13 protein-coding genes are annotated in these 26,517 nt (G+C 35.4%); all 13 read right to left on the bottom strand.

Translation table 11 applies throughout. The features are described from left to right. Positions 1-14: 14 nt before the first annotated feature. Positions 15-1,148, bottom strand: coding sequence for a lactonase family protein (locus tag ACFSR8_RS15725; protein WP_380293766.1), 1,134 nt, complete (start codon positions 1,146-1,148; stop codon positions 15-17). 24 nt (positions 1,149-1,172) lie between these two features. After that, positions 1,173-3,680: a heparinase II/III domain-containing protein gene (locus ACFSR8_RS15720; protein ID WP_380293764.1), complete on the bottom strand. Its 2,508-nt coding sequence runs from the start codon at positions 3,678-3,680 to the stop codon at positions 1,173-1,175. 29 nt (positions 3,681-3,709) lie between these two features. Then, positions 3,710-4,780, bottom strand: coding sequence for a sulfatase-like hydrolase/transferase (locus tag ACFSR8_RS15715; protein WP_380293762.1), 1,071 nt, complete (start codon positions 4,778-4,780; stop codon positions 3,710-3,712). 80 nt (positions 4,781-4,860) lie between these two features. Next, positions 4,861-5,655 carry a rhamnulose-1-phosphate aldolase gene (gene rhaD / locus ACFSR8_RS15710; RefSeq protein WP_380293760.1) on the bottom strand — a complete coding sequence of 265 codons (795 nt, stop codon included), beginning with the start codon at positions 5,653-5,655 and terminating at the stop codon, positions 4,861-4,863. Positions 5,656-5,677: 22 nt separating this feature from the next. After that, positions 5,678-7,105, bottom strand: coding sequence for a sulfatase (locus ACFSR8_RS15705; RefSeq protein WP_380293758.1), 1,428 nt, complete (start codon positions 7,103-7,105; stop codon positions 5,678-5,680). An 11-nt stretch (positions 7,106-7,116) separates the two neighbouring features. After that, the gene (locus ACFSR8_RS15700) at positions 7,117-8,598 is read right to left on the bottom strand and encodes a sulfatase family protein (RefSeq protein WP_380293756.1); all 1,482 of its coding nucleotides are present in this window, start codon (positions 8,596-8,598) and stop codon (positions 7,117-7,119) included. Between the two features lie 9 nt (positions 8,599-8,607). Further along, entirely contained in the window at positions 8,608-10,968 is a 2,361-nt protein-coding gene (locus tag ACFSR8_RS15695) for a GH39 family glycosyl hydrolase (protein WP_380293754.1), read from the bottom strand. 330 nt (positions 10,969-11,298) lie between these two features. After that, positions 11,299-12,786 (bottom strand): sulfatase, encoded by a 1,488-nt coding sequence (locus ACFSR8_RS15690; RefSeq protein ID WP_380293752.1) that lies wholly within the window; start codon positions 12,784-12,786, stop codon positions 11,299-11,301. A gap of 9 nt (positions 12,787-12,795) precedes the next feature. Further along, the gene (locus ACFSR8_RS15685; protein WP_380293750.1) at positions 12,796-14,124 is read right to left on the bottom strand and encodes a sulfatase family protein; all 1,329 of its coding nucleotides are present in this window, start codon (positions 14,122-14,124) and stop codon (positions 12,796-12,798) included. 9 nt (positions 14,125-14,133) lie between these two features. Next, positions 14,134-15,570, bottom strand: a complete 1,437-nt coding sequence (locus ACFSR8_RS15680; protein WP_380293748.1) for a BNR-4 repeat-containing protein — start codon at positions 15,568-15,570, stop codon at positions 14,134-14,136. Next, a complete protein-coding gene (locus ACFSR8_RS15675) occupies positions 15,560-19,066 on the bottom strand; it encodes a glycosyl hydrolase (protein WP_380293746.1) in 3,507 nt (1,168 codons plus the stop codon). Before ACFSR8_RS15675 ends, ACFSR8_RS15680 begins: the two co-directional genes overlap by 11 nt. A gap of 94 nt (positions 19,067-19,160) precedes the next feature. Then, positions 19,161-22,226: a glycoside hydrolase family 2 TIM barrel-domain containing protein gene (locus ACFSR8_RS15670; protein ID WP_380293744.1), complete on the bottom strand. Its 3,066-nt coding sequence runs from the start codon at positions 22,224-22,226 to the stop codon at positions 19,161-19,163. Positions 22,227-22,428: 202 nt separating this feature from the next. Continuing rightward, positions 22,429-26,487: a two-component regulator propeller domain-containing protein gene (locus ACFSR8_RS15665; protein WP_380293742.1), complete on the bottom strand. Its 4,059-nt coding sequence runs from the start codon at positions 26,485-26,487 to the stop codon at positions 22,429-22,431. Positions 26,488-26,517: the final 30 nt, after the last annotated feature.

Genomic DNA, 26,517 nt, shown 5'->3' with positions numbered 1-26,517 from the left:
ACAAATTTTGTTTTTTACTCCGAAATAGTATAGGTGAATATCTGAACACTAGACGGCGTTTTCACTTTTATATCCTTATCTAGTTTTGTTAATTTTCCGGTTTCTAAGTCTCTCTGAAACACAACAACATTATCGGTAAACATGTTTGTAACTAACAAATATTTTCCTGAAGGGTGAATCGCAAAATTTCTAGGGTGTTGGCCTCCCGTATCCGTTCTTTCTACCAAAGTTAGTTTGCCGTTTTCTTGATTGATTTGAAACACGGTTATGGTATCTTCTTCAGGCCCTCTATTTGAAACGTATAAAAACTTGCCATCTGGTGAGGTATGAATATCCGCTGTTCTATAAATATCTTGTTGTTGACCGTAAGAAAGGTAATCTTCTATAAAAACCAAATTGCCATTGTTATATTGATACGCATCAACTTTACCACTCAATTCGTTTGCCAAATACCCAAATTTTCCATTGGGATGAAAGGCAAAATGTCTAGGGCCACTACCTAGTTTAGCTTTAATATCCATTTCATTTTCTAATACACCATTATCCTTATCCGAAAAGCTAAATCTTCTCATCTTATCTGCTCCTAAATCCTGAGCAAACAAGTACTTATTATCAGGTGAAAAATATGACGAATGAATATGAGACTTATCCTGACGCCCTTTTATAATACTGCTATCCTTAAATTTTAGTACTTGACTTGGCGCACTAAGACTTCCATCTTTATTAATCTTAAATAAGCTTAGACTTCCATCGGAGTAATTTGAATTGGTCAAATAATTTCCAGTGTGGTCAATTTGTAAATGTACTGGGTTAAGGCCTCCACAGTCCTGCATATTTATTAAATCTATTTTTTGATTTTTGGCATCTACTTTAAATGAAGCCACTTTACCGTGGTGTGTCATTTGGCTTTCTACAACAGAATACAAATATTCTCCATTATCAGATAGTTTTAAAAAAGAGGTGTTTGTTATACTATCCAAAGTAAACTTTAAAACACTTTCTCCAGTTTCGTTATTAAACTGGTAAACATGAATACCTTCACCTGGTTGTTTATCAGTATAACTACCCACAAAAAGCAAGGTTTCGTTAGTACTTTTTTGGCAACCAAAAACAGTAATCAATAATAAAAAGATAAGTAATTGTTTCATTTTAAATAGTGTTTGTTATTAGAATTATTTACTATAATCTTTATAGTAGGATTTTGATGAATTTGTAGTAACAACTTCATTTTTATAAGATAGTTTTTGCCCTTCTCCAATATAAATACTTTTTAAGGTTTCATCTGCATTTAAGGTGATTATTGCAAAAGTCCCTTCAAAGTAAATATCTAATGCTTCATTTTGAAAGATGTCATTTTTAGACTGCGTAATTACATACTGAATTAAAGTTTCCGAAGGTGTTTTACTCACAATTTTTAAGCCTTTGTATAACCCGTTCTGCTCAATTTTAGTAACGGATTGAATGGATGGCGTTTCTGTTTCGCTGTAGGATTCAAAAACTACCACGAATGGGTCTTTCCATGCTTCGCCTACTTTTCTAATGACTAAGGTTGGTGTTGGTAAACTATCGTAAGGTTCGGGAGACTCGAAAGTTGTTGGCGCCATTACTTTGGTATAGGTTCTATTTTCAAAACCTGGAATATGCAATTGCATAAAAATATCGCCTTGTTCTAATTTTTTAGTATGAAATGTGGCTTTTACATCACTTGCATACGATTTTGATGTATTTACATCTTCGAAGAAATGCCATCCCGGGTGTCTATATTGTTTATTGCGTATCCATGGCGCGTTGGCATTCGCCATATATCTATCAGGTGTTTCTTTAAAATCCAAATCCTCATTGTCGAAAACCAGTTCATCCCCAATATTATGATATAAGTAGTCGTGATATTCATTAGGTAGTCTGGATTTTGAGCGGAATACATCTACATAATACCCCGTGGTTGGTGAGGTTCTAATTAAAGCCAAGGTGCGTTCTTGTGTGGCTTCAGCCTTATCCCCTTTATCGTCTTCAAAACTTGTTAAACTAAAAGAATGGTATGGTGACACCCCTGTTTTACCAACTTCGGGCTCCATAGAAATCAATTTAATTTTATTGATTTCTAAATCAACCCATCCGCCTTCACCTCGAGAACTCCCGTTTACAATAACGGTGTTGTGCCCAGCAAAAATTCGGGAATAGTTTTCATGAAGATCAACACCATAGCGATTTCGGCCGTTATCTACTCCTAAAACTTGTCCTTCACCGTATAATTCAATATTCATACCTTCCGCATGCCCATGCACCATGTGCGCACCACCAACAAAACACATCAACCCTTCTTTGGGATTTTTGGTGCTACTTAAATTACGCTGTAAAACAATACCAGCATGATACACTCTATCCGTCCGCGACAAGTCTATAGTTGTAGATGCATTATCAAAACTACCATCGTACCAAAACAAAGCCTCAACCCCTTTTCTTTTATATTTCCCTTTGCGCATTGCCCTATTAATCAGTGGTGCAAATTTATTTTGAATGTCCGTTAACCCATCCATTTTAGCCACAGCATAGGCATCATCATAAGCTTCATAAGGCACATGAGCATGCCTGTGTCCATCTCCCCAACGCACAATTTCATTGTTAGGATATACAAAATAATCTAGTCGTGGTAAAGCATGCAAAACATTGGAGTGCTTTTCCCCCAATTTTAGAGTTGGATCGTATTTATTTAATACCAACATCAATCTTGATAAAATGGATGTGGTATGGTTTAAATATTGAGAGGTTTCTGGCCAGATATCACCTTCATCTTTATAATTCTTAACCATAACGTTTAAGGCATCTTGGTTTTCGGTACTTTCTGTGAAGAAATAGGATAACCATTTTTCTCGATCCGTTTCATCATCCATCGCCAAGGCATTATACACCAAACTTGGTGCTTCTAAAACACTATGATTTGAGCCCGATTGCCCATAATTTACCGTTATGTTTGCATAGGCCTTAAACACTTTTTGAGCCTCATCAAAAGGAAAATTCACGTTTTTGTCTTTAAGGATATCAAAAGCTTTTCCCTCTTCTTTTAGATAATGATGGATAAAATCATAAATTAACGGTAATCTATACCCTATAACTCGTACCTCACGAAAGCCATCATACGGAAATAACCAACCGCCTCTATGACGCCAAGTAGACACCTCAGATTGTTGTACGGATTTTAAAAATGAATATAAAATACTGCTTGCCACATAAGCATATTTCTCATCTTGGGTGATGTAGTACATGGTACCACAATCTAAAGCCACTTGCAAATGTGTAATTAAAAGTTCGGCAGGTTTCCAGTCTTCCTCGGTAGCATTATCCAAGTTTTCTTGAACACCATTCCGTATATGGGTTGTTTTAAAAAATGGTGGATAATCATTTTGTTGTTTTTTAGACCAATCAAAGGGCAATTGTTTGATATATACTGATGGGTCTTTATAAAATTTTTTAACCTCAGCATCCGAGGTAAGTTTCAGCGTATCATAAATGTGTTTAGCCCATGGTTGGGCATTTATTTTTTCAAGGATTTGATTACGTTCACTAGATTTTACGAAAATAAAAGGACGTTCTAGTTGTTGCCCAAAGAACTTGCCTCCAAACAATATAGCACAAAGTATTATTATGCTTTGTGATTTCAATTTTTGTTTATAATGGTTCATAAAGAAATTATTTTCAAGTTATTAAAAACTTAATTATTGATAAAACTTAGCATCGCCTCTCTATAATGAAGGTAATCGTTAGGTGGAGATCCAGCATTCTCATCTAGATACGTTTTTATCCATTTAGGGTGATCTAAACTTTCAGGGTTTCCATCAAAAATATTTTTAAGAAAAGTTCCCGTTGTACTAGATTGCTTAAGGTAATCTACTTTAGAAGTATAGCCTTTTAGTGCTGGCAAACCCATAAAATGGTTGGTCATTATAGCTACATCAGGAGATTCTGCATAAGGGATGGTTGCTCCTTTTTTAATACCTGGTCCATAAAAATTCATATAAATCTGCCAAGAAGAAAGTTGTTCTGAAAGATGATTACTTTTCTTCAAAATTCCCATGCCATGATCGGCAGAAATAATAAAAAATGAATTTTCCCATAAACCTTCATTTTTTAAAAAATCCACTAATCTTCCTAGTTGCTCATCTACATTTAAAATGGCCATTATATACTTAGAATCTGGATTGGTTTTTCCTTCTGGGCCTTTCCACGAGCTTCTAATTTCTTGCAAATGTAATCGTACCAATCTAGCGCCATCTTCTTTGATGTGTTTAATACCAAGCTCTACAACCTTTTGGTCTGGCATAATTTCTGCATAATGGGTATCTGCTGTGGTAAACACATCATACAAAGTATGACCGCCAACATAAACAGATTTAATTCCTTTTCTTCTTGCTGATAAAAAGATATCATCTAAATGTTGTGTTTCAAAAACGTGGGTTCCTGTATGCATTCCAATATTAGGTGGAGACGCTCCTCTCCAAGGTTCACTTCCATCGGGTAATTTTACCCTTCCAACAGGACTATTAGAATAAGCTTCTTCAACAACAACTCCGTTCTCTGCAAAATATTTCAAGTGCTCTGCTCCTGCATCAATTGCAGTTTCTACTGCATCTTTCATCAAACCATCAATAATAAACTGTACAACCAATGGTTGCTTATTAACCAATTTCTTAGAATAGGTTGTATCTAACGGTTTGTTTTGTTTTAACTCAATACAGCTTACCAGTAGCAATAGTGCTAAAATTGAAGTACTAACTATTTTCATAATGTTATTATATCACTTCGTTTTGAATATTAATATAATGCATTTAACTGACTACTTATTCACTAAAATTAAAACGAAATTTATGTAAACTGTTCTAATTCTGTTAACTGCGCATTTGAAAGTCCTGCTGGTTTAAAACCTGCTGACCAACACATCATCAAAAGTTTGGCGCCCTTATTGGCTACATCCAAAAAGTCCCATGCTTTTTCAACATCTGGTGCGGTTGCTGTAGCACCGTGCTTTTCCCATAAAGATACGTTTCTTTTTTTAAAAGCTTCGATAGTAACTTTAGCCAAATCTGCGGTACTGGATAACGCGTAAGGCGTACAATGAATGCCTTTTGGGACGAATACCTTAACCTCTGGACACATCATCCACACCTGTCTATTCAATTCTTCTTCATCATCAAATAATTCATGGTGACTCAGGCATATTAGTTCTAGCGGATGCGTATGCACAACTGCCAAGTTTTCTGGTTGGTTAATTGAATTAAAAAGGTGAATGCTTGAATGCGAAATAAGCTCGCAAGTAGGTGCAAAATCAGTTCGTTTTCCTCCCCATATTATGGAATAGGCATCAGAGCTTTTGTTGATATGTAATATACAGGATACCTCTTCAATTTGATCGACCAAATCCCTTAAATAGCAGCCAGTACCTGTTATATATATTACAAAACCACCCAACCCTTTGGGGAAATTAAAAGGCACTTCTTTACCTATACCTTGAAGGTCTTCATTTTTAAAAAATGATGTTAAGTTTATTGAAATATTTCCTGCATTTCGTTCTGCCCATTCACGTTGCCATAAATATCCCGCAACTTTAGACACCTTTTTTAATTCGTTCTCAACCTTTAAGGGTAGTTTTATAGCATGCATAACTGTTTATTAATGCCGTTAATTAGTTAAGAAAATCTTTTCCCCATTTAGCTCGCAATTCTTTAGCGAGTGCCTCAACCGTATCTTGATATTCTGGTTTTTCTGCGAGGTTATCCAACTCTAAGGGGTCGGTTTTATGATCAAATAACATGCGGGCATAAGCCACCCCATCATCACTAGTCCATTCTGTATAAAACAAATCGCCTTTAATCAGCGTAACGGCATCTTTAAATTTAGAAACCGCCCAGTTTTTTTCTGGAGTTTTTCCATTTAAAATGGGAACAAAACTTGTGCCTTCAATTGTTTTTGGGGCTTTTATACCAACCAATTCTGTTAAGGTAGGATAAATATCTATATATTCAGTAATGGCATCTGTTTTTTCACCTTTAGTTTTTCCAGGAACTTTGATAATGAGTGGTGTTCTTAGAGCCGTTTCAAATGTAACATGCTTACACCATAATTTATGATCTCCTAAATTCCATCCATGGTCTCCCCATAAAATCACGATGGTGTCATCTTCTAACTCTAAACGTTTTAATTCACCTAAAACTAAACCAATTTGTGCATCTATATAACTTACACAGGCATAATAGCCATGAATGAGTTCTTTAGCTAAATCTTCAGGTAAATCACCTTTTTTTGGAATATTATTATACTGGCGTAATTCTCCAAAATTGTGAAATGCCTTTCGAGGTGTGCTTTTAGGTTGAACATAACTTTCGGGAAGTTCAATGTTATTTCTATCGTATAAATCCCAATATTTTTTTGGAGCGTTAAATGGCAAGTGTGGTTTCATAAACCCTAAGGCCAGAAAGAAAGGCTCTTTTTTGTTTTTCAATGCACGTAAATCAGCGATTCCCTTTTGGGCTATTTTTCCATCAAAATATGCGGTATCGTGAACTTGGGCCATTTCATGAGAAATGGCACCGCCTTGTGCTTGACCAGAACCAGCGTTATCCTTAACATTCTTTTCAATTTGGTAGTCTCGAATATTGCCTTCTGGAAACCACCTACTGCTCCAAGCTAGACCATCATCTTCATTATTGTGGTAAATTTTTCCATTGGAAATAGTGGTGTATCCATTTTGCTTTAACAAATTTGGCAGGGAAATGGCATCAGGAACATCAATATCTGCTCTGGTTTTATAGTTTATAAAACGATGTCTTGTAGGCCTCATTCCCGTTAATAAACTTGCTCTAGATGCACCACAAACTGGCACATTACAATAGGCTCTTTCAAACACTAAGCCCTCTGACGCTAGTTTGTCTAAGTTTGGCGATTTTATATGATTTGCACCATAAAAATTAAGTTCTGGCCGCAAATCATCTACAGCTATAAATAAGATATTTTTTGGTGTTTTTTGCTGAGTTACTTTCAGAGCCTTCTTTTCGTCTTTACATGACATTAAAGATAAAAACAAGCTTAATACAAATATGAGTGTTTTATTCATTTTTAAATATTTTACCAATGTTCTATTATGGTGTAATCCTTTATGTTTAAAGTGTTTTTTATGGAATCTGGAATTTTTCTTCTAGGCGTATCTTTATCTAACTTAAACCCTCTATTTCCTTTAGGAGTTATTAGAGGCATATTTCCTTTTTCTTCATTTAGGAAATCATTTTGAGATTCCATCCATATAAACAGGCCTTTTGTCAACTCTTCTTTTATTGATTTAAGTTCAGGGTTTTTAGCTAAATTATGTAGCTCAAACGGGTCGTTTTGCACATCGTATAATTCTTCAAAAGGTTCATTTTTGAATGCGTTTGCTCCTCGTTTGATAAAATAATCGACATTGGGCTTTCCCGTTAAATTCTGTTCAACAACTTCTATCGAATTAAAATTCCTGATGTACTTATAACCTTGATTACGAATCATTCTTGATGGAAATACTTCAGAATTTAAAATATTTTGATTGGTTCTTACACCGTAAACGTATTCGTTAACTTGTACATCGTCGCCTTTTAAAAGTGGCAAAAAGCTTTTTCCATCGATATCTTCGGTTGGCTTTCCTCCAGCTATGGCCATAAATGTTGGCAAAACATCTGTATAATGAATGAGTTGATTGGATGTAGCACCTGCTTTGATAACTTTAGGCCAACGTACTACAAAAGGTACTTTTAATCCAATGTCTTTTACTGCAAACTTTCCCGAGACACCATGGTCTGCGCTGTAAATAAACAAAGTATTTTCGTCTAAATGAGCATCTACAAACTTTAACACCGCTTCTATTTGTGTGTTATCTTCTTCAATACTTCGATAGTAACCTGCTCTACTTTTTATGTATGATTCGCTATTTTTTTTGTTCTGATCAAATTGGTAAAACTTGAGGTTTTCGGCCTTTGGATTTTCGACATCAAAGTACTTACCATGTGGATATTTAGAGGTAATAAACATGCAAAACGGTTTATCTGTTGTTTTAAAATAAGCTTCAATACTATCTAAAGGCACGTAATCTCTTGGCACGTTTTCTTTGGGAACGGGTTGCCATTCTCTATCCCACTGGTATACACTAGCTGGTTTTACATGACTTTTTCCTGCAAGTACTACTTCATAACCCAAGCTTTTCATTCTAGATGTCACACTTTCTATAGACGGTTTTGTAGCTGTATGGTTTGCAAAACAGCCATTTTTAAGTGGATATTTTCCCGTAAACAACTGAGACCTACTAGGTGCGCAAATAGCCTGAGCTGTAAAGGCATTGGTAAACAACATGCCTTCTTTGGCTAATCTATCTACAGCCGAAGTATTTACTTTTTCGTTGCCATAACACCCATAATCGTAAACGTCTTGGTCGTCGGCGAGGTAGAAAATGATATTTGGTTTATCTATTTTATAACTAGAATCTAAAAATTTAGACGTTTCAGCTTTATTTTTTTTTGAAGAACAAGATGATAAAATCAATATTAAACAGAATACTATTGATAGATTTTGAAACAACTTCATACTAAAGTTTTAATTAAATAGCAGTTTTTTAGATGAATTTCTAATTTTTAAAATGTACAATCCTTTTGAGAAATTAGAAATATCTATTAACCGACCTCTTCCAGATAAAACCTTAACTCCAGTAATTGTAAATACTTCCCATTTTTCATCAACCAGCAGTCCTGTTATCGTAAAAATTCCTTGAGAACTCGGATTTGGGTAAAGTATAAAATCTTGACTTAGTTGATTTTTGTTTACTGATAAAGCATCTTCTACAAATGTTGCATTTATACTTAAGTCTGAATTAACCGTTATCGTTAGCGGGTTTTCTGTACTTGAAATATCTCCAGACCAACCTTGAAATTCCCAACCTGCATCAGGATAAGCATTAAACGTAACTTCATTACCTGTAAAAACAGTACCGCCAGAAGGAGAAACTACACCAAAACCTTCAGTGATATTGGTTGCTATGGTATGCTCTTCAATTCCAGCTTTAAGCATTAATTCCATACTATTAATTTCTACTGTACCGCCCAAACTTGACCTGTTAGCAACCTCAACATTAAAAGAATCAATGGTGCCATTCCAATCTGCATCTGCACTTAAATCTACAGTATAGGTATTAAAGGAAGTATCATTAATTCCTGGACGAAAACGACGCTGATGTTTTACACCATCCTTATACCAAACAAACCAAAAAAGATCACTATCTGTTACGTTTTTAATATCAATCTTAAACCTATCGAAATTATCAACATTAAATGATGTATCGTAACTAAGTTTCGGGAAATTACCATTAATAGACATATTAATTATACCTCCAGCTATTGTAGATGTCATTTGAGATGTGGAAAATTGTTCAAAATCTTCGTTAGTTGTCCATTTGTATTGTGGCGTATTTAATACCGTTACCAAATTAGTATTAGTCTTAAATTCGATTTTTTCAAATGCAAAAGATGGGATTTCTGTATTCAAAGTAATTACAGAACCTGATTTACCATCTGTTCTGGCTATTGTTTCAATAGTTTGCCATTCTGTATAAGTATGCGGATTTGGGTTTTCATAGGCTTCATAAGCCGTAAACCCTTCTTCTGTTAAAGTTCTATCTGGACTACCTTTTTCATCAAATCCACTTTTTACAAAACCAGAATTTTCTATTAAGAAATTTTGAAGTTTGTTATTGTCTTTACTGTAAGCTATACTTCTATAATAAAGTGGTGTCCCTTCAGGTAAATCTGACTTAAATGAAAGACTTACCACTTCACTATCTCTATAGTTTAACGAGCTGTTATTGTAATTATATAATAACACATCATATTCTGTACTACCTTCTTTTTTAGCAAAAATGGCATCAATATCGTTGGTTACTGTATTTGGTGTACCAGAAACAGTTGTATCGTAATGAGTTTTAGTATTCATGGAATTTAAAATACTAATTGCTGGAGGGTCTTCAGAACCTAATCTATTTCCCCATCTGTATATTAAATCTAAACCTTGGTCTTTATTTTTGTAGTAAATATTAGAAAAGTACAATTCAACTATTTCTGCGTGAGACGTTTCTGCATTAATAAGCCCTTTATCATCAGCACCTTGCATAGTGGTTACGGTTGCGTACTCCATTAAATCTATAGTTGCACTAGAGTTCCATTTTGGATGATTTACTAAATCTGCAAATAGTTTATCGTATTTGCCTTTCATATTTCGCAAATTGCTATTTCCTAGAACAACGTAACTTGATACGCCCCAAAAATCATATCGTACATTATTATCTGCACAATATTCAATCAAATCTTCTGCAAAAGAAGCAAAAGGCTCTCCTTTGTAGTTCAATACAGTTCCGTTTTTATATAAAAAATCTGGAGCTCTAGTATGCAAGCCAACAACAGCGTTTGGCAGTACAGCCCTTACTGCTTTTTCAGTATTTTCAAAATGCTCTATAAAATCTTGTTTCGTTCCATACCAATGATCTGGAGTTTCAATTTCAGACCCCACTCTAAAACGCCAAGACAACACTTTTTCTTCACCATAAGTATCAACCAATCTGGTCATTAAGGCTTTTATATAATCGTGGTATGCTACTTTGTCTGCTGGTGGTAAAGAATTTCCATAAGTGGATATTTGTTCGTTTTCTCTAAAATTAACGTTATCCCTGGTTCCTTCTGGAATAAATGTATATCCGTGTTGAAAAGCCCAAGGTGGCTGATCCAATACAATTTGATAGATTTCTGTTTGAGAATTGATGATTTTATTCAATCTTTCAATTAAAGGCTCAAATCTGTATACATACATATTATTGATAGAATCATACAAACAAGTATCAAAATCAAGGTCTTTTACATTTTCTCCATTTACAACTTTTTTAATACCACCTATCATTCTTATGGTGTTCATTTTAAGTCCAGGACGTACATTTGACCCAAATTTTGGACTTATTCTATTTGCGACTGACCATATATTGTGTAAAGGCTCGTTTTTTTTCGTATCATCCGTAAAATCTGTTGAAACTTGAACTTGAGCATTAGTGTTTGAAAAGAAAAAAGTAAAAAATACTAAGATGAAAACACTTTTCATATTATGGATAAACCACATAGCTATATTTATTAAATTCTACTATTGCTACAAATCACTGTAAATTAATTAAACAATTAACTATCCTGAGTGTATTGAAAAAATTTTAAAATTTAGAGATTTATAGTATTATAAACCTTTTACTAGTTGTGTTTAATTATTACTAGTCCTTGCTTTTTGTTCTACAAAATAAGGTTGAAAGGTATAATTTGATTCGGCATCCCATTTCGAGTTTTCTTTAGGCAACAAGGCTTTCATTTTTTCAATTTGAGCTTTGTACTTTGGATTTTCCGCTTCGTTTGTCCATTCATTAGGGTCAAAGCTGTGGTCGTAAAATTCTGTTTTGCCATCTTCATATTGAATATATCTATAGCCATTTGTTTTAACGGCATGATTATTCATCCCAAAAGTGGTAATTGCTCGTGCGTCATTTAAACCTTCATCATTCTGCATCATGCTCACTAAACTACTGCCTTCATTACGCTGGTAAGCGGGCAAACCGCTCAATTCCAGTAAGGTTGGATAAATAGATAACATTTCTACAGGTGCTTCAATCTTCTTTCCTTTTGGTAAATTTGGCCCTGCGAACATCAACGGTGCTTTTGTGGCGGTTTCCCAAAGGGCGTGTTTTGCAAATGTGCCTTTTTCACCTAAGCGATAGCCGTGGTCAGACCACAATACTATTACTGTATTATCAGCGTGTTTACTACTTTCTAAAGCATCTAAAACACGACCTAACTCATAATCTACATAACTCATACACGCCAAATAAGCCTGTACAATTTTTTTCCACTCGCCACTTTCTTTTGCCCATTCTGTAGATGGCATCATAGGCAAATCGTTAATTTTCATACCAACGGGGGGAATATCATTTAAATCATCAGACTTGTAAGGCGGTGTTTCAATGGCTTCTAAAGGATACAAGTCGAACCATTTTTGAGGTACATATAACGGTACATGCACACGTAAAAATCCAACGCCCAAAAAGAAAGGTTTATCATAATCTCTTTGCAAACGCTCTATTGCCCAATTTGCAGAAGCATGATCTGGCATTAAGGTGTCATTTTCAGGGAAAGCGCCCCAATCTGTACTGGTTCTACCATGAGTCCCTCTAATGCCTTTTCCAAAACCATCCCAAACAAAACGTTTTTTGGGATAAGGTCCAAAACCTTTTACGCGCCCACCCGATTCGTTAAACACACTGTCCGGAGCATGAATGTGAAATAGCTTGCCAATACCCATGGTATGATAGCCATTTTGCTCAAAATATTCAGGTAAAAACGTAATATCTTTTGTGGCTGGATTACCCGGTCTTCTTATTTTGTTATCGGGTGTCATCCCATAAATACCTGTGGTTGATGGACGCAAACCCGTCATTAAAGAAGCTCTTGACGGTCCACAAAGTGGTGCTTGCACATGGGCATTAGTGAACGTTACACCCATATTTGCCAGCCTATCGAAATTTGGGGTTTTGACGTTGGAAAAATTTTGAATTGGACTAATCCAATTGTTTAAATCATCTACTGCTATAAATAATATATTTGGTTGAGATGTTTCTTCCTCTACAACTTCTTTTTTTTCGTTTTTACATGAGAAAACAAAAGCTAATAGTAGCAATAATATTAAGTGTGTATTTTTCATAATGTTCTATTATTTTGCTCTAAACCCTTTTATTTTTTCTTTGAGTTCTTCAACTATTTGAGGATTGTTTTTAGCAATATTGTTTTTCTCAAAAGGGTCTTTTTCAATATTAAACAACTGCACCACTTCATCTTTCTTTCTAACAGGATCTGGAACAATAATTTTATAGGGAGGGAAAATCGCCATATTGTAGTACATACTATTTTCAATCGTATCAAAATCATGTGCATATACCTCTCCAAAAATTCCTTTGCGCTCAGTTAATGATTTTTCATCTAATACACTAACACCTGGAAGGTTTGCTGGTTTTTCAATCCCCAAAACATCAAGTACTGTAGGTACCATATCTATACTACTTGTAATGGTTTTGTCATCCATTTTAGGTGTAATCTTACCTTTCCATTTGTACATTATTGGAGTACGAATACCCATATCGTAAGGTGCGCGTTTAGAGTGCTTCAAATACCCGCTTTTTTCAGGGTTCTGAGCCCATCCATTATCGCATACATAAACGAATAGTGTATTTTCTGTTAAGCCCTTTTCTTCAAACATATCAAATAATTGTCCGCAAGTTTCATCAAACCACTCACACATCGCCCAATACTTTGCTAAATGCTCTGAGTCTGTTTTCTTCTTATACTTTTCGAATAAGCGTTTCGGAGGATTATGAGGTCTATGCGGCAAAAATGGCGCATACCATAAAAAGAACGGTTTCTTTTCCTTTAATGATAAATCAACAAAACTATTAATCGTATCTAAGCCTTTTCTTCCAATTTCTAAACCATAATCACCATGTCTCCCACCACGCTCTGGATCTCCGTGTGTCATACCATAATCGAAACCTCCAATTTTGTGGTTACCATGCCACCACTTTCCCGTTTGAAACGACAGATAGCCTTTTTCTTTAAGCATATCTGGAAGTGTGGTTTGTTTTTCAAAAGCAGAAATAACAGGTTTATAGGCTTCTGCTCTTTCCTTTCCTCGTATGTTTCCACGGTCGTAGACCTTATCATTTCCTAAAATGCCATGATCTTTGGGATATAAGCCTGTAATGATTGTTGCCAAAGAAGGCGAACATAATGGTGTTGGTACGTAAGATTGTGTAAAGGCTAAACTTTCCGATGCAAATTGATCTATTCTTGGAGTCTCTATATTTTCATCCCCCATAAAACTATAATCTGTCCATGATTGGTCATCAGAAAGAATAAATACAATGTTTGGTGTTTGATTTGTCTTATCAGACTCTTGCTTTTTTGCTTCTGATGTTTTGGTTTTATTTCCACAGGAGCAACATATTAGCACTAATACAATATAACCTAGTTTGTTCAATTTGTTCATCGTTGTTACTTAATTGTTTTGTTTTTTGTTCTTTTTTAAAACTTCAGCTTCATTTTTTAAGCGTTGTATTGGCCCACTATCGCCTAACAAATACATGTTTCTAAAATCAGTCCCTGATATTTTTTCCCCTACAATAATCCTAGCATCCGGATGTGGAGTATCTATAAGAGAAGATATCACAAATCCAGAATGTTCTCGTTTTAAAAAAACGGTGTTCTTTTTAAATGTCTTTCCCCCATCGGAGCTATCCCATCGGCTTATTTCTCCAACATCACCATTAGTTTCATGTTCTAGATATACGCTTATTTCTTTTGCTGATGTTACTTCTAAATCTCCATTACCTCTGGGAAGATCTGTATTCTCACTTTGTAACCACGCTTGTCCATCCCACCTAAAAAGTTGTAAACGTTTAGGGCCACTTCTTTTTTCGCCTATGTCAGGCCCAACCAAAACACCAACATGAGGATTGCCATTTGGGTCAACGTCTGCTATACCTTGAAACGTCCAATCTTTGGGTATTTGCTTAACCAAGGCTTTTTCATCAGCCATTTCTTTGGTTAAAGGCATTTCTAAAAGTTCATTTTTAACATTTTTCCATTGCCCTGTCTTTGTATCAAAAACCATATAATAGAGGTTGTGACGTTCTGGAATATGCCCACGTGCATCTTGTGCATTTTTATTGTCCCTACAAATATGATAATCAAATGCTACAATAATATCGTCTCCATTACCTTTACTCAACCATGGATACCATGAATCTTCGGCTTCAATCTCTGTTCTTCTTTTATGCTTTAAAAAGGAAACTGGCTCCTCAAATGTTTTACCATTATCAGTTGATTTTTGATACACCCAATTGCTTCTATGTGCACCATGACGATAAAACAAATACATATCGCCATTATCCATTTTTATAAACTGACTATAAGTTCCAAACAATGAAATATTATCTAGTGTTTCCCACTCTGAAATATCTAATGGCTTTTTAGAAACCGCATGTAAATTTTTTCCATAGTGATGATTTCCTAATGGGTTTTTACCATCATCGGGGGTTCCTCCATGACCTCCAAAAGCAATATGAATATAGTCAGCATCATCAATAAGAATAGCTGGTTTCCCATGATTGTCTATTTTCTTTTTACGGTTTGGATCTTTCCCCATTTCACTAACACCTACTTTAAAAGGGCCTTTCCATTCTTTGGTAGTATGATTGTATGAAGCCACATAAGGATCTTCCAATGTACCTTGGTAAGCCACGTAAGTAACGCCTTTGTGATATACCCCTGATGGATGTTGCACAATGGCCACCGCATTTCCGAAGCCATTATCAGCAAAATAATCTACCATTTCGCTACCCGCGTCAATTGTCTTTTGTTCTTTGGCTTTATTGGCACAACTCAACAAACAAAAACAAATCATCAAGTTTATAACCAAATATTTATTCATCATTACTTTCTAGTTTTACGGTTTCAAAAAATATAAGATTTACAGGCCCTAGCAGACCAGACTTTAGCAGATCATCATTCTTATTATAGTGATTCCAACTGGCAAATGTTGTTCTTTTAGATGGTCGTTCTGTATGATTTAATAACCAATCTGGAAGCGGTTTTGCACGCTTGCCTTGTCTTGGATAATCCAATTTTAGTTTTTCGTCACCAATCAATCGATTGGGCCATAAATTGGTCACCTTAACTTCTAAAGTATTCTTCCCTTCTTTCACAAATTCATCAATGTTTACTCTGAAAGGGGCTTTCCATAAAGATACAACATTATTGCCGTTAACTATGACTTCTACTATAACGGATACACTTCCTAAATCTAAGGTCACACTTTTATTCGGCTGTATCATCTCTTTGGATAACACAAACTCTTTTTTATAAGATGCTGTTCCTGAAAAATGCTGAATCGCTTCGTCTTGCACATCGGTCCACGAAATCAAATTAGGAAACGTTTCTTTTTTTGAAGCTTCTGAATTTATTGGAAAAGAAACTTCCCAAGCGCCTGATAGCTCCATTGGTTTTGAAACAGATTTCACTTCTGTGGTTTTTGATTCTCCTGATGCTAACGTGTAATTGATCTTTCCTGCATAAGGTGTAGTCCAACTTATGGCATCATTTTTAAATTCTAATACTGGTTTTGATATGTCTTTAGACAATTTTAAAAGTTGCCCTTTCGGAATAAACATAGTGCGGTCTTCTCCATCAGTTTTATAGCTGATTTTTAAAACGGTTTTATCGCCTTCTGGAATTTGATTGTCAATTAATTCATTAGACACCAAAATATCATAAGTTCCCGAGTTTACTACCTTTTTTATTTTATCGGTAACATCAAAAGTTTTATAATATTGAGGAATACCCGTTGTTTCCCCTTTAAATTTTCCAAAAACAGCTTTTAAAACTTTTAGTGATTTATCTCCATCACCAATATAAATATGCTCGCGTTCTTCAGCATAAATCTGCTTTTTGGTATCACCTATTTGGTATTCCATTCGAAATTCTTTTTTGTAGCCCATTGCTGGGTCACAATCGCAAAAAGCCCTACTCATTTTAAAGTCTAATTTGCCACCTTTTATAGCTTTATTTACTTTGTCAGTAATATCTATTAAACCTTCTTGTAAAAACGTGCCGTACTCTGCTTTTACAATTTCTAAATTAGACAATGGTTCTGTTTGATAAGGTTTGAGTTCTGTTGAAATTTCTTCTAAATGATTCGGATTTGCAGTTTTTTTAAAAACAATAAAAACCGACTCTTCCAAACCTAATTGTAAAGGTACAGTTGTTGTTCCATCCTCATTGTCTTTAAAGACTACTGCATCTTTGATAGTGCCTTTTTCTGAGTTCCAGATTTCAGGTTGTTTTCCTGAAACTCGAAAACGTGCTGTAATTTCTCTGGCTTCTTTTCTAGCATTGGCGATGAAATAAATATCAGCATTTGCTGTTTTTCTGTGGATGAAACTCAAATCCGAATTATCACTACTTTCTATTTTAAAATCAGGTATTTGATTGCTTAAAGCTTCTTCAATGGAAATTTCTTTAACCAAACGACTTCCCCACAATGCATCAACATAAGCTGTAACTTTTTCATCACAATTTGGATAGTTGGTCAAACTTGGCGATTGCAATGGCTTTTTACCAATAACTGTTGCGCCACCATCTACCAATGCTTTTATTTTTTCTAAAGTTTCTGGTTTTATAAAATCCGATTCTGGCAATACCAAAAGTTGATACGCATTTCCAACTGATGAGAAAATTGTTCCGTTTTTAACGGTTAAGTCTTTTAATTTATTAGCGCCAATCAAATCATAATCAAAACCCATGGCTTTAATTTCTGGTTTTATAAACCCTGTATTGGGTGATGATTCTCCTGTAAATACCAAAACATCAGCCACATTTTTACCTTGTTGTAGAAGATATTGTGAACGTGCTAGGTAATCCATATACCCCTTACTTTGTTTCCACCAAGTATTTAATCGGTTAAAATCAAAACCGTGATAACTTAATGCCAAACCTGGTGCTACATCCCAAGGTTGATGCACATAGGTATGAAAAATAAATCGTGTAATGCCTTCTGCCCATGCACGATCTCCAATCGATTTTAGGTTTGCTGGGTGTTTGTCCCAACCACCAATACCTGTAAAAGACTCTGCTCCCACAATGGCACTGCCATTTAAGTGTGCGATGGACGATACAAATTTTGGCGAATCGAAAAACGGATAGCCACCACTCCAAAATTCACACATCACAATATCGCCTTGAGCACCAATTTGCATATTATCAAAAGGGCCCCAATAGGGTTCTACAGAGAATTTTAGTCCGTTTTTATGGCATAATTCGGCAAAATGCGCATAGTAATTTTGGGCAATTAAATCGCCAATAGTTCTTCTAAAATCCCAAAGAAATCGTTCTGAAACTTCTCCACTTTCTACATAGTACCCTGCTAAAGTTGGTAAATATGCCGTTAAATCATAACCTCTTAAATTCTCAAACTGAGCATCAAAACCTGTAGTCCAATTTTGAGTTTCTACTTCATAACTATCAATCAAACAATTGTTAACAGTTGTTCCTATTAAGTCGCCTAACTTATCAATTATAGGTTGCACACCTCCTTTCCAATAGGCATCAACTGCTGTTTTACTCATTTTATCCACTTCTAAACCTTTGGCTTCTGGAGGTGCAGGACGATTTTGCGTACCTATTGGTGTATGCCCTAATCGTAAAACAACCCAATCACCTTGAGGTGCTTCCCAATTTAAAACACCATCTTCAGATAGTTTTGAAGTTAGATTGATAATGTTTTCTTTTAAAATAACAGCCTCATTTGAAATGCCTTTCCTATCGGGTAGTAAATGATTTCGAACACGTTCAGATAGCATTTTATAATCTAAACCATCTATCTTTTTTGTTGCTTTTGGTTTTGGAAATGCCAAAACGGCTATGTCTTTATAATAGTCGAATTTGGTTTCTGGTCGTGGTATTTTTTTGGTTATCGTTTTTCCGCCTTCAACTGTAAGTTCACTAAAAACAACCGTTTGCATCGCATGTTCTTCAGTAACCCAAGGTCCTCCAGAAGACGACCAACCTGCGCTGTTGTGGAATGCCAATTCTAGTCCTAATCGTTTGGCTTCTTCTGCCGAAAATTTGAATAAATTTAGCCATTCTTCACTTAAATATTTTACAGGCCCTTGTGGAAAACCCAAATGCACATTAAACAATTGTGCTTCTTGAATACCAACCGCTTTCATCGCTTCTAAATCTTTGGTGATGCCCGATTTTGAAACATTACCACTTATCCAATGCCACCAGGTTCTGGCTTTGGCTTGGTTTGGTGGGTTTTTAAATCCTTCTTCAAGATTGACGTCTTTTTCTAAAACACTCTTAACTTTCTGATTTTGGCAAGAAGTTAAAATTGAAATTACAAGACTTAATAATACTACTATTTTTTTCATTCTTTTGGATGATTAGCATTCTTTTTTTATGGTTTATGAGTAACTGTCTTTCAAAAGAATGATTCTTAAAGTTAATTTCTATTGAAATTGAACATTAATCAATAAACAACTCATCAATATAAGGTGCGCTCTCTCCTGTGGTTTCTAATTTGATATTATTAGCTCCAGATTGCAGTACAATAATGGTGGGTACAAACTTCCATTCTTTTTCCCAACCACCTGTTGCTTTGAACTCTATATTCCTAACATATTCATCATTCACATAGAGCTTCATAGGGTGTAATTTCCCCTCATTATTGTGCATATATCTAAAGCGAATGCTATAATCTCCTGGTTCACCATCATTTTCTTGATACCAAGTAATTGAACCTTCACCTCCTTTAAAATCCACAAAACCAGTTCCTTTAAAACGACGTGCACCTCTGCTCGGTTTTGCTGAGCCTGTTAAAATACCATCTTCGGCAGAAATATTAACACCTCTACCAATCCACATATCAGCGGAATGTTCATCACCCCAAAATAAGCCTTCATTTTCACCAAAAGTTTCTTCCATAGTTAAAACAAGAGCTCCATTTTGTTTCACTATAGCCTTTACGGTAGTACCGTCTTCAACTTTAAAAGGCTTGGTATAGGCTAGACCATCTGTTTCAGGGTTTTTACCATCTATCGTATAAAGCACCTCAAAATCATTGGAAGCATCATTTCCAAACAACGATACAGATTGCACATCAATAGCAATGTCATCTGAGACATATAAGGCTTTATCCCCTAAAATGGAACCAACAATTATAGAGGCCTCTTTTGCATTTTGAGCTTCTTCTAAAAACAATCTAGTCTTTCCGAAGAACATACTTCTATAATCGGCTTTTGTTCTGCTGGTAGGGTCTATTGGATTTCCGTTTTCCATAGACACTTTATCCACGTCACCAACGATGTTATAATACACCCTATTTTCTGCATAAGGATTCAAATTATCGTTGACATCCATTCCTTCTGAAGTTAGAATATAACTTGCCCTAAAATCGCCTTCTGCCTCCAACTTAATTACTGTATTTTGTAAAGTAGATGGTTGTTTTGCGGTTGAAAAAGACGTTCTATTCACTTCTTTTCCATCAATATAACCAACTGCCTCAATGGTTCCTTCTTCATAAGGCACTAACCACTCACATTGCATTTCGTTCCAAACGGTTCCCGGTTTGTCTTTTCCTAAGGATTTGCCGTTTAGTAAGAGTTCTACCTCATCTGTATTTGAATAGACCCAAACCGGTATTTTGGTTCCTTTTTCCATGCGTGGGTGCGTCCAATGTGGAAGCATGTGAATCATTGGTTCTTCAGTCCACTGACTTCTATAAAAATGATATAAATCCTTTTCAAAACCAGCCACATCAATAGCACCACCCATGAATAGGTTAAAAGGCAGACCACCGTGTACCAAACCTGCCTCACCGTAATAATCGAAACCTGTCCAGCGAAAATGCCCACTATGCCATGGCGTATCACGCATGACTTCCCAATATTTTCTTGCTGAAACGCGTACCGTAGCATTATCATACGATGAGTTAAAGCGTTGTTTCCTATTTCTCCAATCTTTAGGATTCAAACCTTCGTAAAAGAAGATTTCTTTTTCTGTAAGATTAGGCAATTCGTATGTTCCTGGTAACTCATTATCGCGCCACCATGTTTGGGTACGGTAATACCCTCTGGTTTGCCAAGTGTGAGGCGCTTCAGTAGAGATAAATGGTTTGGTTAATTTATTATTCTCAATAAACGATTTAGTTTCAGAACCGCCATTAACCCCCTGAATATCCATATCCTCTGGGTTTCCTGCACCTGATGTGAATAATCGTGTTGAGTCTAAATTTTTACCAAACTTAACCATTTCTGGTGCAACATCACTATGGGTTTCGTTACCTAAACTCCACACAAAAATACTTGGGTGGTTACGGTCTCTGGTAATCCACTCTTCAACATCGCGTTGCCACCATTCATCAAAGGCTTGCTTCCCATAATCTTGAGGGGCTTTTTTATGCCAACCATCAAAAATTTCATCCATGACTAACAGGCCAATTTCATCACAGATATCATAAAACATTGGTGGTGCTGGATTATGAGACGGACGAATAGCATTAATACCCATTCCTTTAAGCAACTTTAACTTCCAACGTAGCATTGGCTTCGTCCAAGCACCACCAACGGGCCCGCCTTCCCAATGCTCACAAGTACCTTTTAGTTTGACGTTTTCACCGTTTAACCAAAAACCTGTTTCGGTTTTCCATTCTACAGTTTTAAAACCAAATGTGGTAGTTGTTTCATCTAAAACCTCATCACCTTTCAGTATTTGGGTAACTGCCTTGTACAATGTTGGACTTTCTGGGCTCCACAACTTAGGAGTTTCCACCTCTAAATTTGTTTCTGATTTTGATGCTTCAACACCACTTGTTGCAGAAGTTAAAACAGTACCATCTGACGCCAGAATTGTAATTTTACTTTCTAAATTATCAGATACACTTACTATATTAAACTTCACATTTACAGAAGCTTTATCTTCTGCAATACTAGGCGTAGTAATAAAAATACTATTAAGCTCAATGTGTGTTGGGTTCTTTTCAATTAAAGAGACGCCTGCATAAATACCACAGGGGTGATACCAACGGGCCGAGGGTTCTAAACTATTGTCTACACGAACCGCAATGGTATTTTGTCCTTCTTTTAAATGTTTTGAAATATCGTATCGAAAACTAATGTACCCATAAGGTCTTTTACCAAGACGGTTACCATTTACCCAAACCTCGCTATTCATATATACTCCATCAAAATTGATGTAAGTTACATTTGATAAGCTTTCTTTTGAAACGCTGAAGTACTTACGATACCAACCAATTCCGCCATCGTGATAACCACCACCTTGACCTTGATCACCTCCTTTTCTAACACCTTTTTCGAACGACCAATCATGAGGTAAATCTAGAGTAGTCCATGCGCTATCATCAAGTTGTTCTTGAGAGAACTCTGCTTTATCTTCGTCTAGGACAAAAAGCCAATTATCGTTAAAATTTACACTTAAAGTTTCTGTTTGCTGAGTACCACAGGATACTGAAATAATCCAGAAAAGGACACTGACTAGGGTATAAATTTTTGAAGGCTTTGATACTTTTTTCATTTTGAATTAGTTGGTTTTTCTTGTGATATTCTATAAAAACAAACTTAACCTATTAAGGGGTAAATCTAATCCTGAGGTGTCCTGTGGTTTTGGGAAAACCTTTCAAATTAAAGACATTTTATGTAATATAAAAACGTCCCTTGTTTTAATGCTTACAATTCCATGTATTTTTCCCCAAGAGCACCTTGTTTTAGTATTACAATTACTTGAAAGTTCCATTAAATTTCTTCGAAAATTCTGAAGGAGTCAAGCCAAACTTTTTTTGAAAACGTTGACTAAAGTATTTTGGCCGTTTAAAACCGACTTCATAAGAAATCTCAGCAATATTTAATCTGTTTAGCTCTAGTAATTTGGCCGCCTGATTCAATCGTACATCTTGAATAAAATCGTTTGGGGTTGAATTAGTCCAGGCTTTTATTTTCGTAAAAAGCATTGAACGGCTTACTCCCAGTTCTTCACAGAAGTGAGCGATGTTAAAATCCTGGTTTGAGATATTATTTTTTACTACTGCCAAGGCTTTATCAAAAAACTGTTGGTCCAAAGATGTTAGGGAGACATCTAGAGTTTCAAAATCTTTATCTGATGAAAATTTGCCCTTCAAACGTTCTTTAAACTCCAGTAAATTCTGGATTTTAAGACCAAATTCCTTGAGGTTAAAGGGTTTACTTATGTAGTCATCAGCCCCACTTTCAAGACCTTCAAATTTATAAACTAGAGCAGAGCGGGACGTCAATAGGATTACCGGAATATGGCTTGTGGCCAGGGTTGTCTTTATTTTAGAACAAAGCTCGGTGCCAACCATCTCGGGCATCATAACATCACTAATAATTAAATCTGGGGAGTGCTCTATAGCTTTTTGCAAGGCTACCTTTCCATTCTCGGCCTGTATGACGTTATATTTTGGCTTTAGAATTTCTTTTATAAATGACCTTAGAACAGTGTTGTCCTCGGCAACAAGAATTGTATGTTTCTTCTCCTCAATCATCAAGTCTTCAGGGGTGTTAGCATTCATTTCTATATCTGAAATACTAATTTGAGTGGCGTACTGGGATACGTCATCACTCATTTTAAAATTCTTTAATATTTCGCTTTCAGCCAGATGAGCTTTACCGAGCTTTAATTTTACAGTGAAAACAGCCCCTTGCGGTTTTATATTATTAACTTTAATCTCTCCTTTATGTAATTTGACAATGCTACTGGCAATTGATAGCCCTATGCCCGTACCTTTATTAAAATCCTTGTTCGTTTCGCTGGAATTTGGAACTTCAAAAAAACGATCAAAAATTTTATCCAAAAATTCCTCGGGCACCCCTATACCGGAATCCTTCACTTGTATTACAACATCACTATCCGTCCTATTGATATTTATACTGATGTCCCCGCCGTGCTTTGTATATTTAAAAGCATTTGAGATTAAATTGTAGAATACCCTTTCTAGTTTATATCTATCATAAAAAGCAAATATTTCTTCATGGGAAGTATTGAAGCTGTAGTTGTATTTTCCATCTTTGGCATATTCTGAAAAAGACAAAAATATTTCCTGTAAGAACTTAACAATATTTCCTTCGGCTGTCTCTAGTTTTAATTGGTTACTTTCTAATTTTCTAAAATCCATTAACCTATTAATTAGACGTAGCAAATGATTGGCACTACCGTCAACAATCCTTAGCTTTTTATAAATGGAACTTGGGCCAGAATAATCATTTAAAATACTTTGTAGTGGACCTAAAATTAGGGTTAGAGGGGTCCTAAATTCATGAGAAATATTTGTGAAAAATCTAAGCTTTGCCTGATTCATCTCCTCTTTTCGTTTATTCTCAATGTATTCTAATTTTAATTTCTGTTGTAAGCGGGATTTCGATTGTAGCATCCAAACGATTCCAAATACGATTCCGAAAAATAACAGGAAATAAATGGTATAGGCCCACCGGGTCTTCCAAGGGGCTGGTTTTACCACTATCTCTAAACTGGTGGGCTTCCTATTCCATTGATCATTATAATTGGCGCCCTTTACTTCAAAAACATAACTACCGGGGTTTTGTATTGTAAATGATGCTTCGGTTTGCTTGGTATAAATCCACTCCTCGTCCAGCCCCTTTAGCCTATAAGCATAGATATTACTTTTTGGGCTTACATAATTGGGCAATGCATAGCTTATTGAGAAATTAGAATTATTATGATCTAATTCTATGACATTCATATAGTTTAATCCCTTGGGCAAAATACGGCTACTATCACCCACTTGAACGGATTGATTTCTTATTTTTAAGTCTGATAACAAAACTTTTGACACCTTCTTGGATTGTACAATTTGTTTTGAATTAAATGTGGTTACCCCTTTTAGGTCTCCAAAATAGAACCAATTTTTAATATTTGTGCCCGAGTTGGGCATGAAATCGTTGCTCTCGACGATACTTTCTTCTTCATAAACAATAGCTGTTCTCCTTTTGGGGTTATACCGTACTATGCCCTTATCGGTGCTTAACCACAGAATATTCTTTTCATCTTCCAATATTTTATAAACGGCTGAAACCCTATTTTTAACTGAAAGAAATACTTTTTTAAAATCCTTGCCAGTAAACTTGTACAGGCCTCTTGTATTAGTGCCTGCCCAAACGGTACCACTAGAATCCTTATAAACAGAGTGGATGTTAAAACTCAAATAAGGGTTTTTATCAAAATAAGTTGAAAAATTATAGGTTTTAACTGCATTTTCTTTTAAAATGTTTACCCCACCAACACCTCCTGTATAAACCGTACCGTTGTTATCAATATGTATGGACTTGGCTATGTTTGTGGTTAATTCAGGCTTAGAGAATAATGTTACTTCTTTATTCGCTAAACCATATTTTATGAGTCCTTTTCCAAAAGTGCCAAACCATATATTAGATTGGTTATCCACCTTTATATCATACACACCTGTTTTTTCAACGCATTTACTTAATTCTTTGGAAATCAAGTCTCTTCTGAGAGTTTTTTTATTTAAGTCATATACAAAAACACCGTTATTCATGGTCCCCACCCACAGCAAGTCAGGTTTTACATATAACATAGATTGAATACCGTAGACTAAAGATTTTTCACGGTTCTGAACTTTAAAAAGCTCATACACAAGACCCTCATTATTCATTACATTTACGCTACCTCCATCTGTTCCAAAATAAATATTGCCCTTTTCGTCGGCAACGATACTTCTAGCTATGTTATTGTTAATCTTGCCATTGTAAAAATGCATGAAGTTTTGATTTGATTTATCCCAAATACAGACTCCCCTATTTTGTGTTGCCAACCAAATACTTCCGTTCTTATCCTTAAAAAGATTTCTTATCGAATTTTGGCTAATTGATGTATTTACGCTTTTATTCTCCATCAAAGCAACAACCTCTCCGGAGCTTGTGATAATAAACAATCCAGTTGTTGTGGCAATCCATAAATTTCCAAAATCATCCCGCTCTAAATCCCTGACGTCAATAGTCTTAGGTAAATCTATGGTTTTAGGGTAATAAAAGGCTTCTGTTCTGGTATCAAATAAAATATACCCATTAAACCTTGTAGCAAGACCCAAAACTCCTGGACTCACCTCCAAAATGCTATTCACGAAAAAATTCGTACTATCTGGAGTTAAATTATATGCCTTGGTAATGAATTTATTTTCTTTGGTTCTTTCTATCTTAAATATACCGTTGTTTGTTGATAGCCATATATGCTTATTGGAGTCCAAATAAATGTGTTTTACTACTTTAGGCTTTTCTCCATTTTTAGCCTGCAAAAATCTTATAAAATGCCCCTTTCTTTTATTGTAAATTGAAACCCCATTTCCGGTCCCAAACCAAATACTCCCATTCTTCATGTCCAGGCTGCTCATGATCAAGTTACTGCTCAAGGATTTAGTGCCCGACGATTTCCTGTAGTACCTCCTAAACGTATTGGTCTCTGGGTTATATTTGTTCAAGCCATTAATCGTCCCTACCCAAACAAAGCCGTCCCTGTCTTCTAATATGTTTAAAATCTCATTATTGCTTAGACTCTGTTTGTTTCTGTGGTCATTTCTATAAACAGTAAAGTCTTTGCCGTTATATTTGTTTAAACCATTATTAGTAGCAAACCATATTTGTCCTAACCTATCCTGTGTAATAGCCTCCACGGAATTATTTGACAGGCCATCACCAGTAGTAAGCTTGTCAAAGAAAAAACTAGTATTTTGAGCATTGAAAAAACTTATATAAACTAAAAAAAGAATGGTATATAAGCTCTTGTCCATAAAATTTTGATTTAATCCTTTACTTCGTTT

The sequence above is a fragment of the Hyunsoonleella rubra genome (assembly GCF_042684665.1).
Classification (GTDB): Bacteria; Bacteroidota; Bacteroidia; order Flavobacteriales; family Flavobacteriaceae; genus Jejuia; species Jejuia rubra.
Note: the sequence above shows the minus strand (reverse complement) of the source record. Positions and strands in the feature narration are given on the sequence as shown.

Excerpts from the sequence above, each read along its gene's own strand:
- ACFSR8_RS15725 (WP_380293766.1), bottom strand. The coding sequence starts at position 1,148 with ATGAAACAATTACTTATCTTTTTATTATTGATTACTGTTTTTGGTTGC.
- ACFSR8_RS15720 (WP_380293764.1), bottom strand. The coding sequence starts at position 3,680 with ATGAACCATTATAAACAAAAATTGAAATCACAAAGCATAATAATACTT.
- ACFSR8_RS15715 (WP_380293762.1), bottom strand. The coding sequence starts at position 4,780 with ATGAAAATAGTTAGTACTTCAATTTTAGCACTATTGCTACTGGTAAGC.
- rhaD (WP_380293760.1), bottom strand. The coding sequence starts at position 5,655 with ATGCATGCTATAAAACTACCCTTAAAGGTTGAGAACGAATTAAAAAAG.
- ACFSR8_RS15705 (WP_380293758.1), bottom strand. The coding sequence starts at position 7,105 with ATGAATAAAACACTCATATTTGTATTAAGCTTGTTTTTATCTTTAATG.
- ACFSR8_RS15700 (WP_380293756.1), bottom strand. The coding sequence starts at position 8,598 with ATGAAGTTGTTTCAAAATCTATCAATAGTATTCTGTTTAATATTGATT.
- ACFSR8_RS15695 (WP_380293754.1), bottom strand. The coding sequence starts at position 10,968 with ATGAACACCATAAGAATGATAGGTGGTATTAAAAAAGTTGTAAATGGA.
- ACFSR8_RS15690 (WP_380293752.1), bottom strand. The coding sequence starts at position 12,786 with ATGAAAAATACACACTTAATATTATTGCTACTATTAGCTTTTGTTTTC.
- ACFSR8_RS15685 (WP_380293750.1), bottom strand. The coding sequence starts at position 14,124 with ATGAACAAATTGAACAAACTAGGTTATATTGTATTAGTGCTAATATGT.
- ACFSR8_RS15680 (WP_380293748.1), bottom strand. The coding sequence starts at position 15,570 with ATGATGAATAAATATTTGGTTATAAACTTGATGATTTGTTTTTGTTTG.
- ACFSR8_RS15675 (WP_380293746.1), bottom strand. The coding sequence starts at position 19,066 with ATGAAAAAAATAGTAGTATTATTAAGTCTTGTAATTTCAATTTTAACT.
- ACFSR8_RS15670 (WP_380293744.1), bottom strand. The coding sequence starts at position 22,226 with ATGAAAAAAGTATCAAAGCCTTCAAAAATTTATACCCTAGTCAGTGTC.
- ACFSR8_RS15665 (WP_380293742.1), bottom strand. The coding sequence starts at position 26,487 with ATGGACAAGAGCTTATATACCATTCTTTTTTTAGTTTATATAAGTTTT.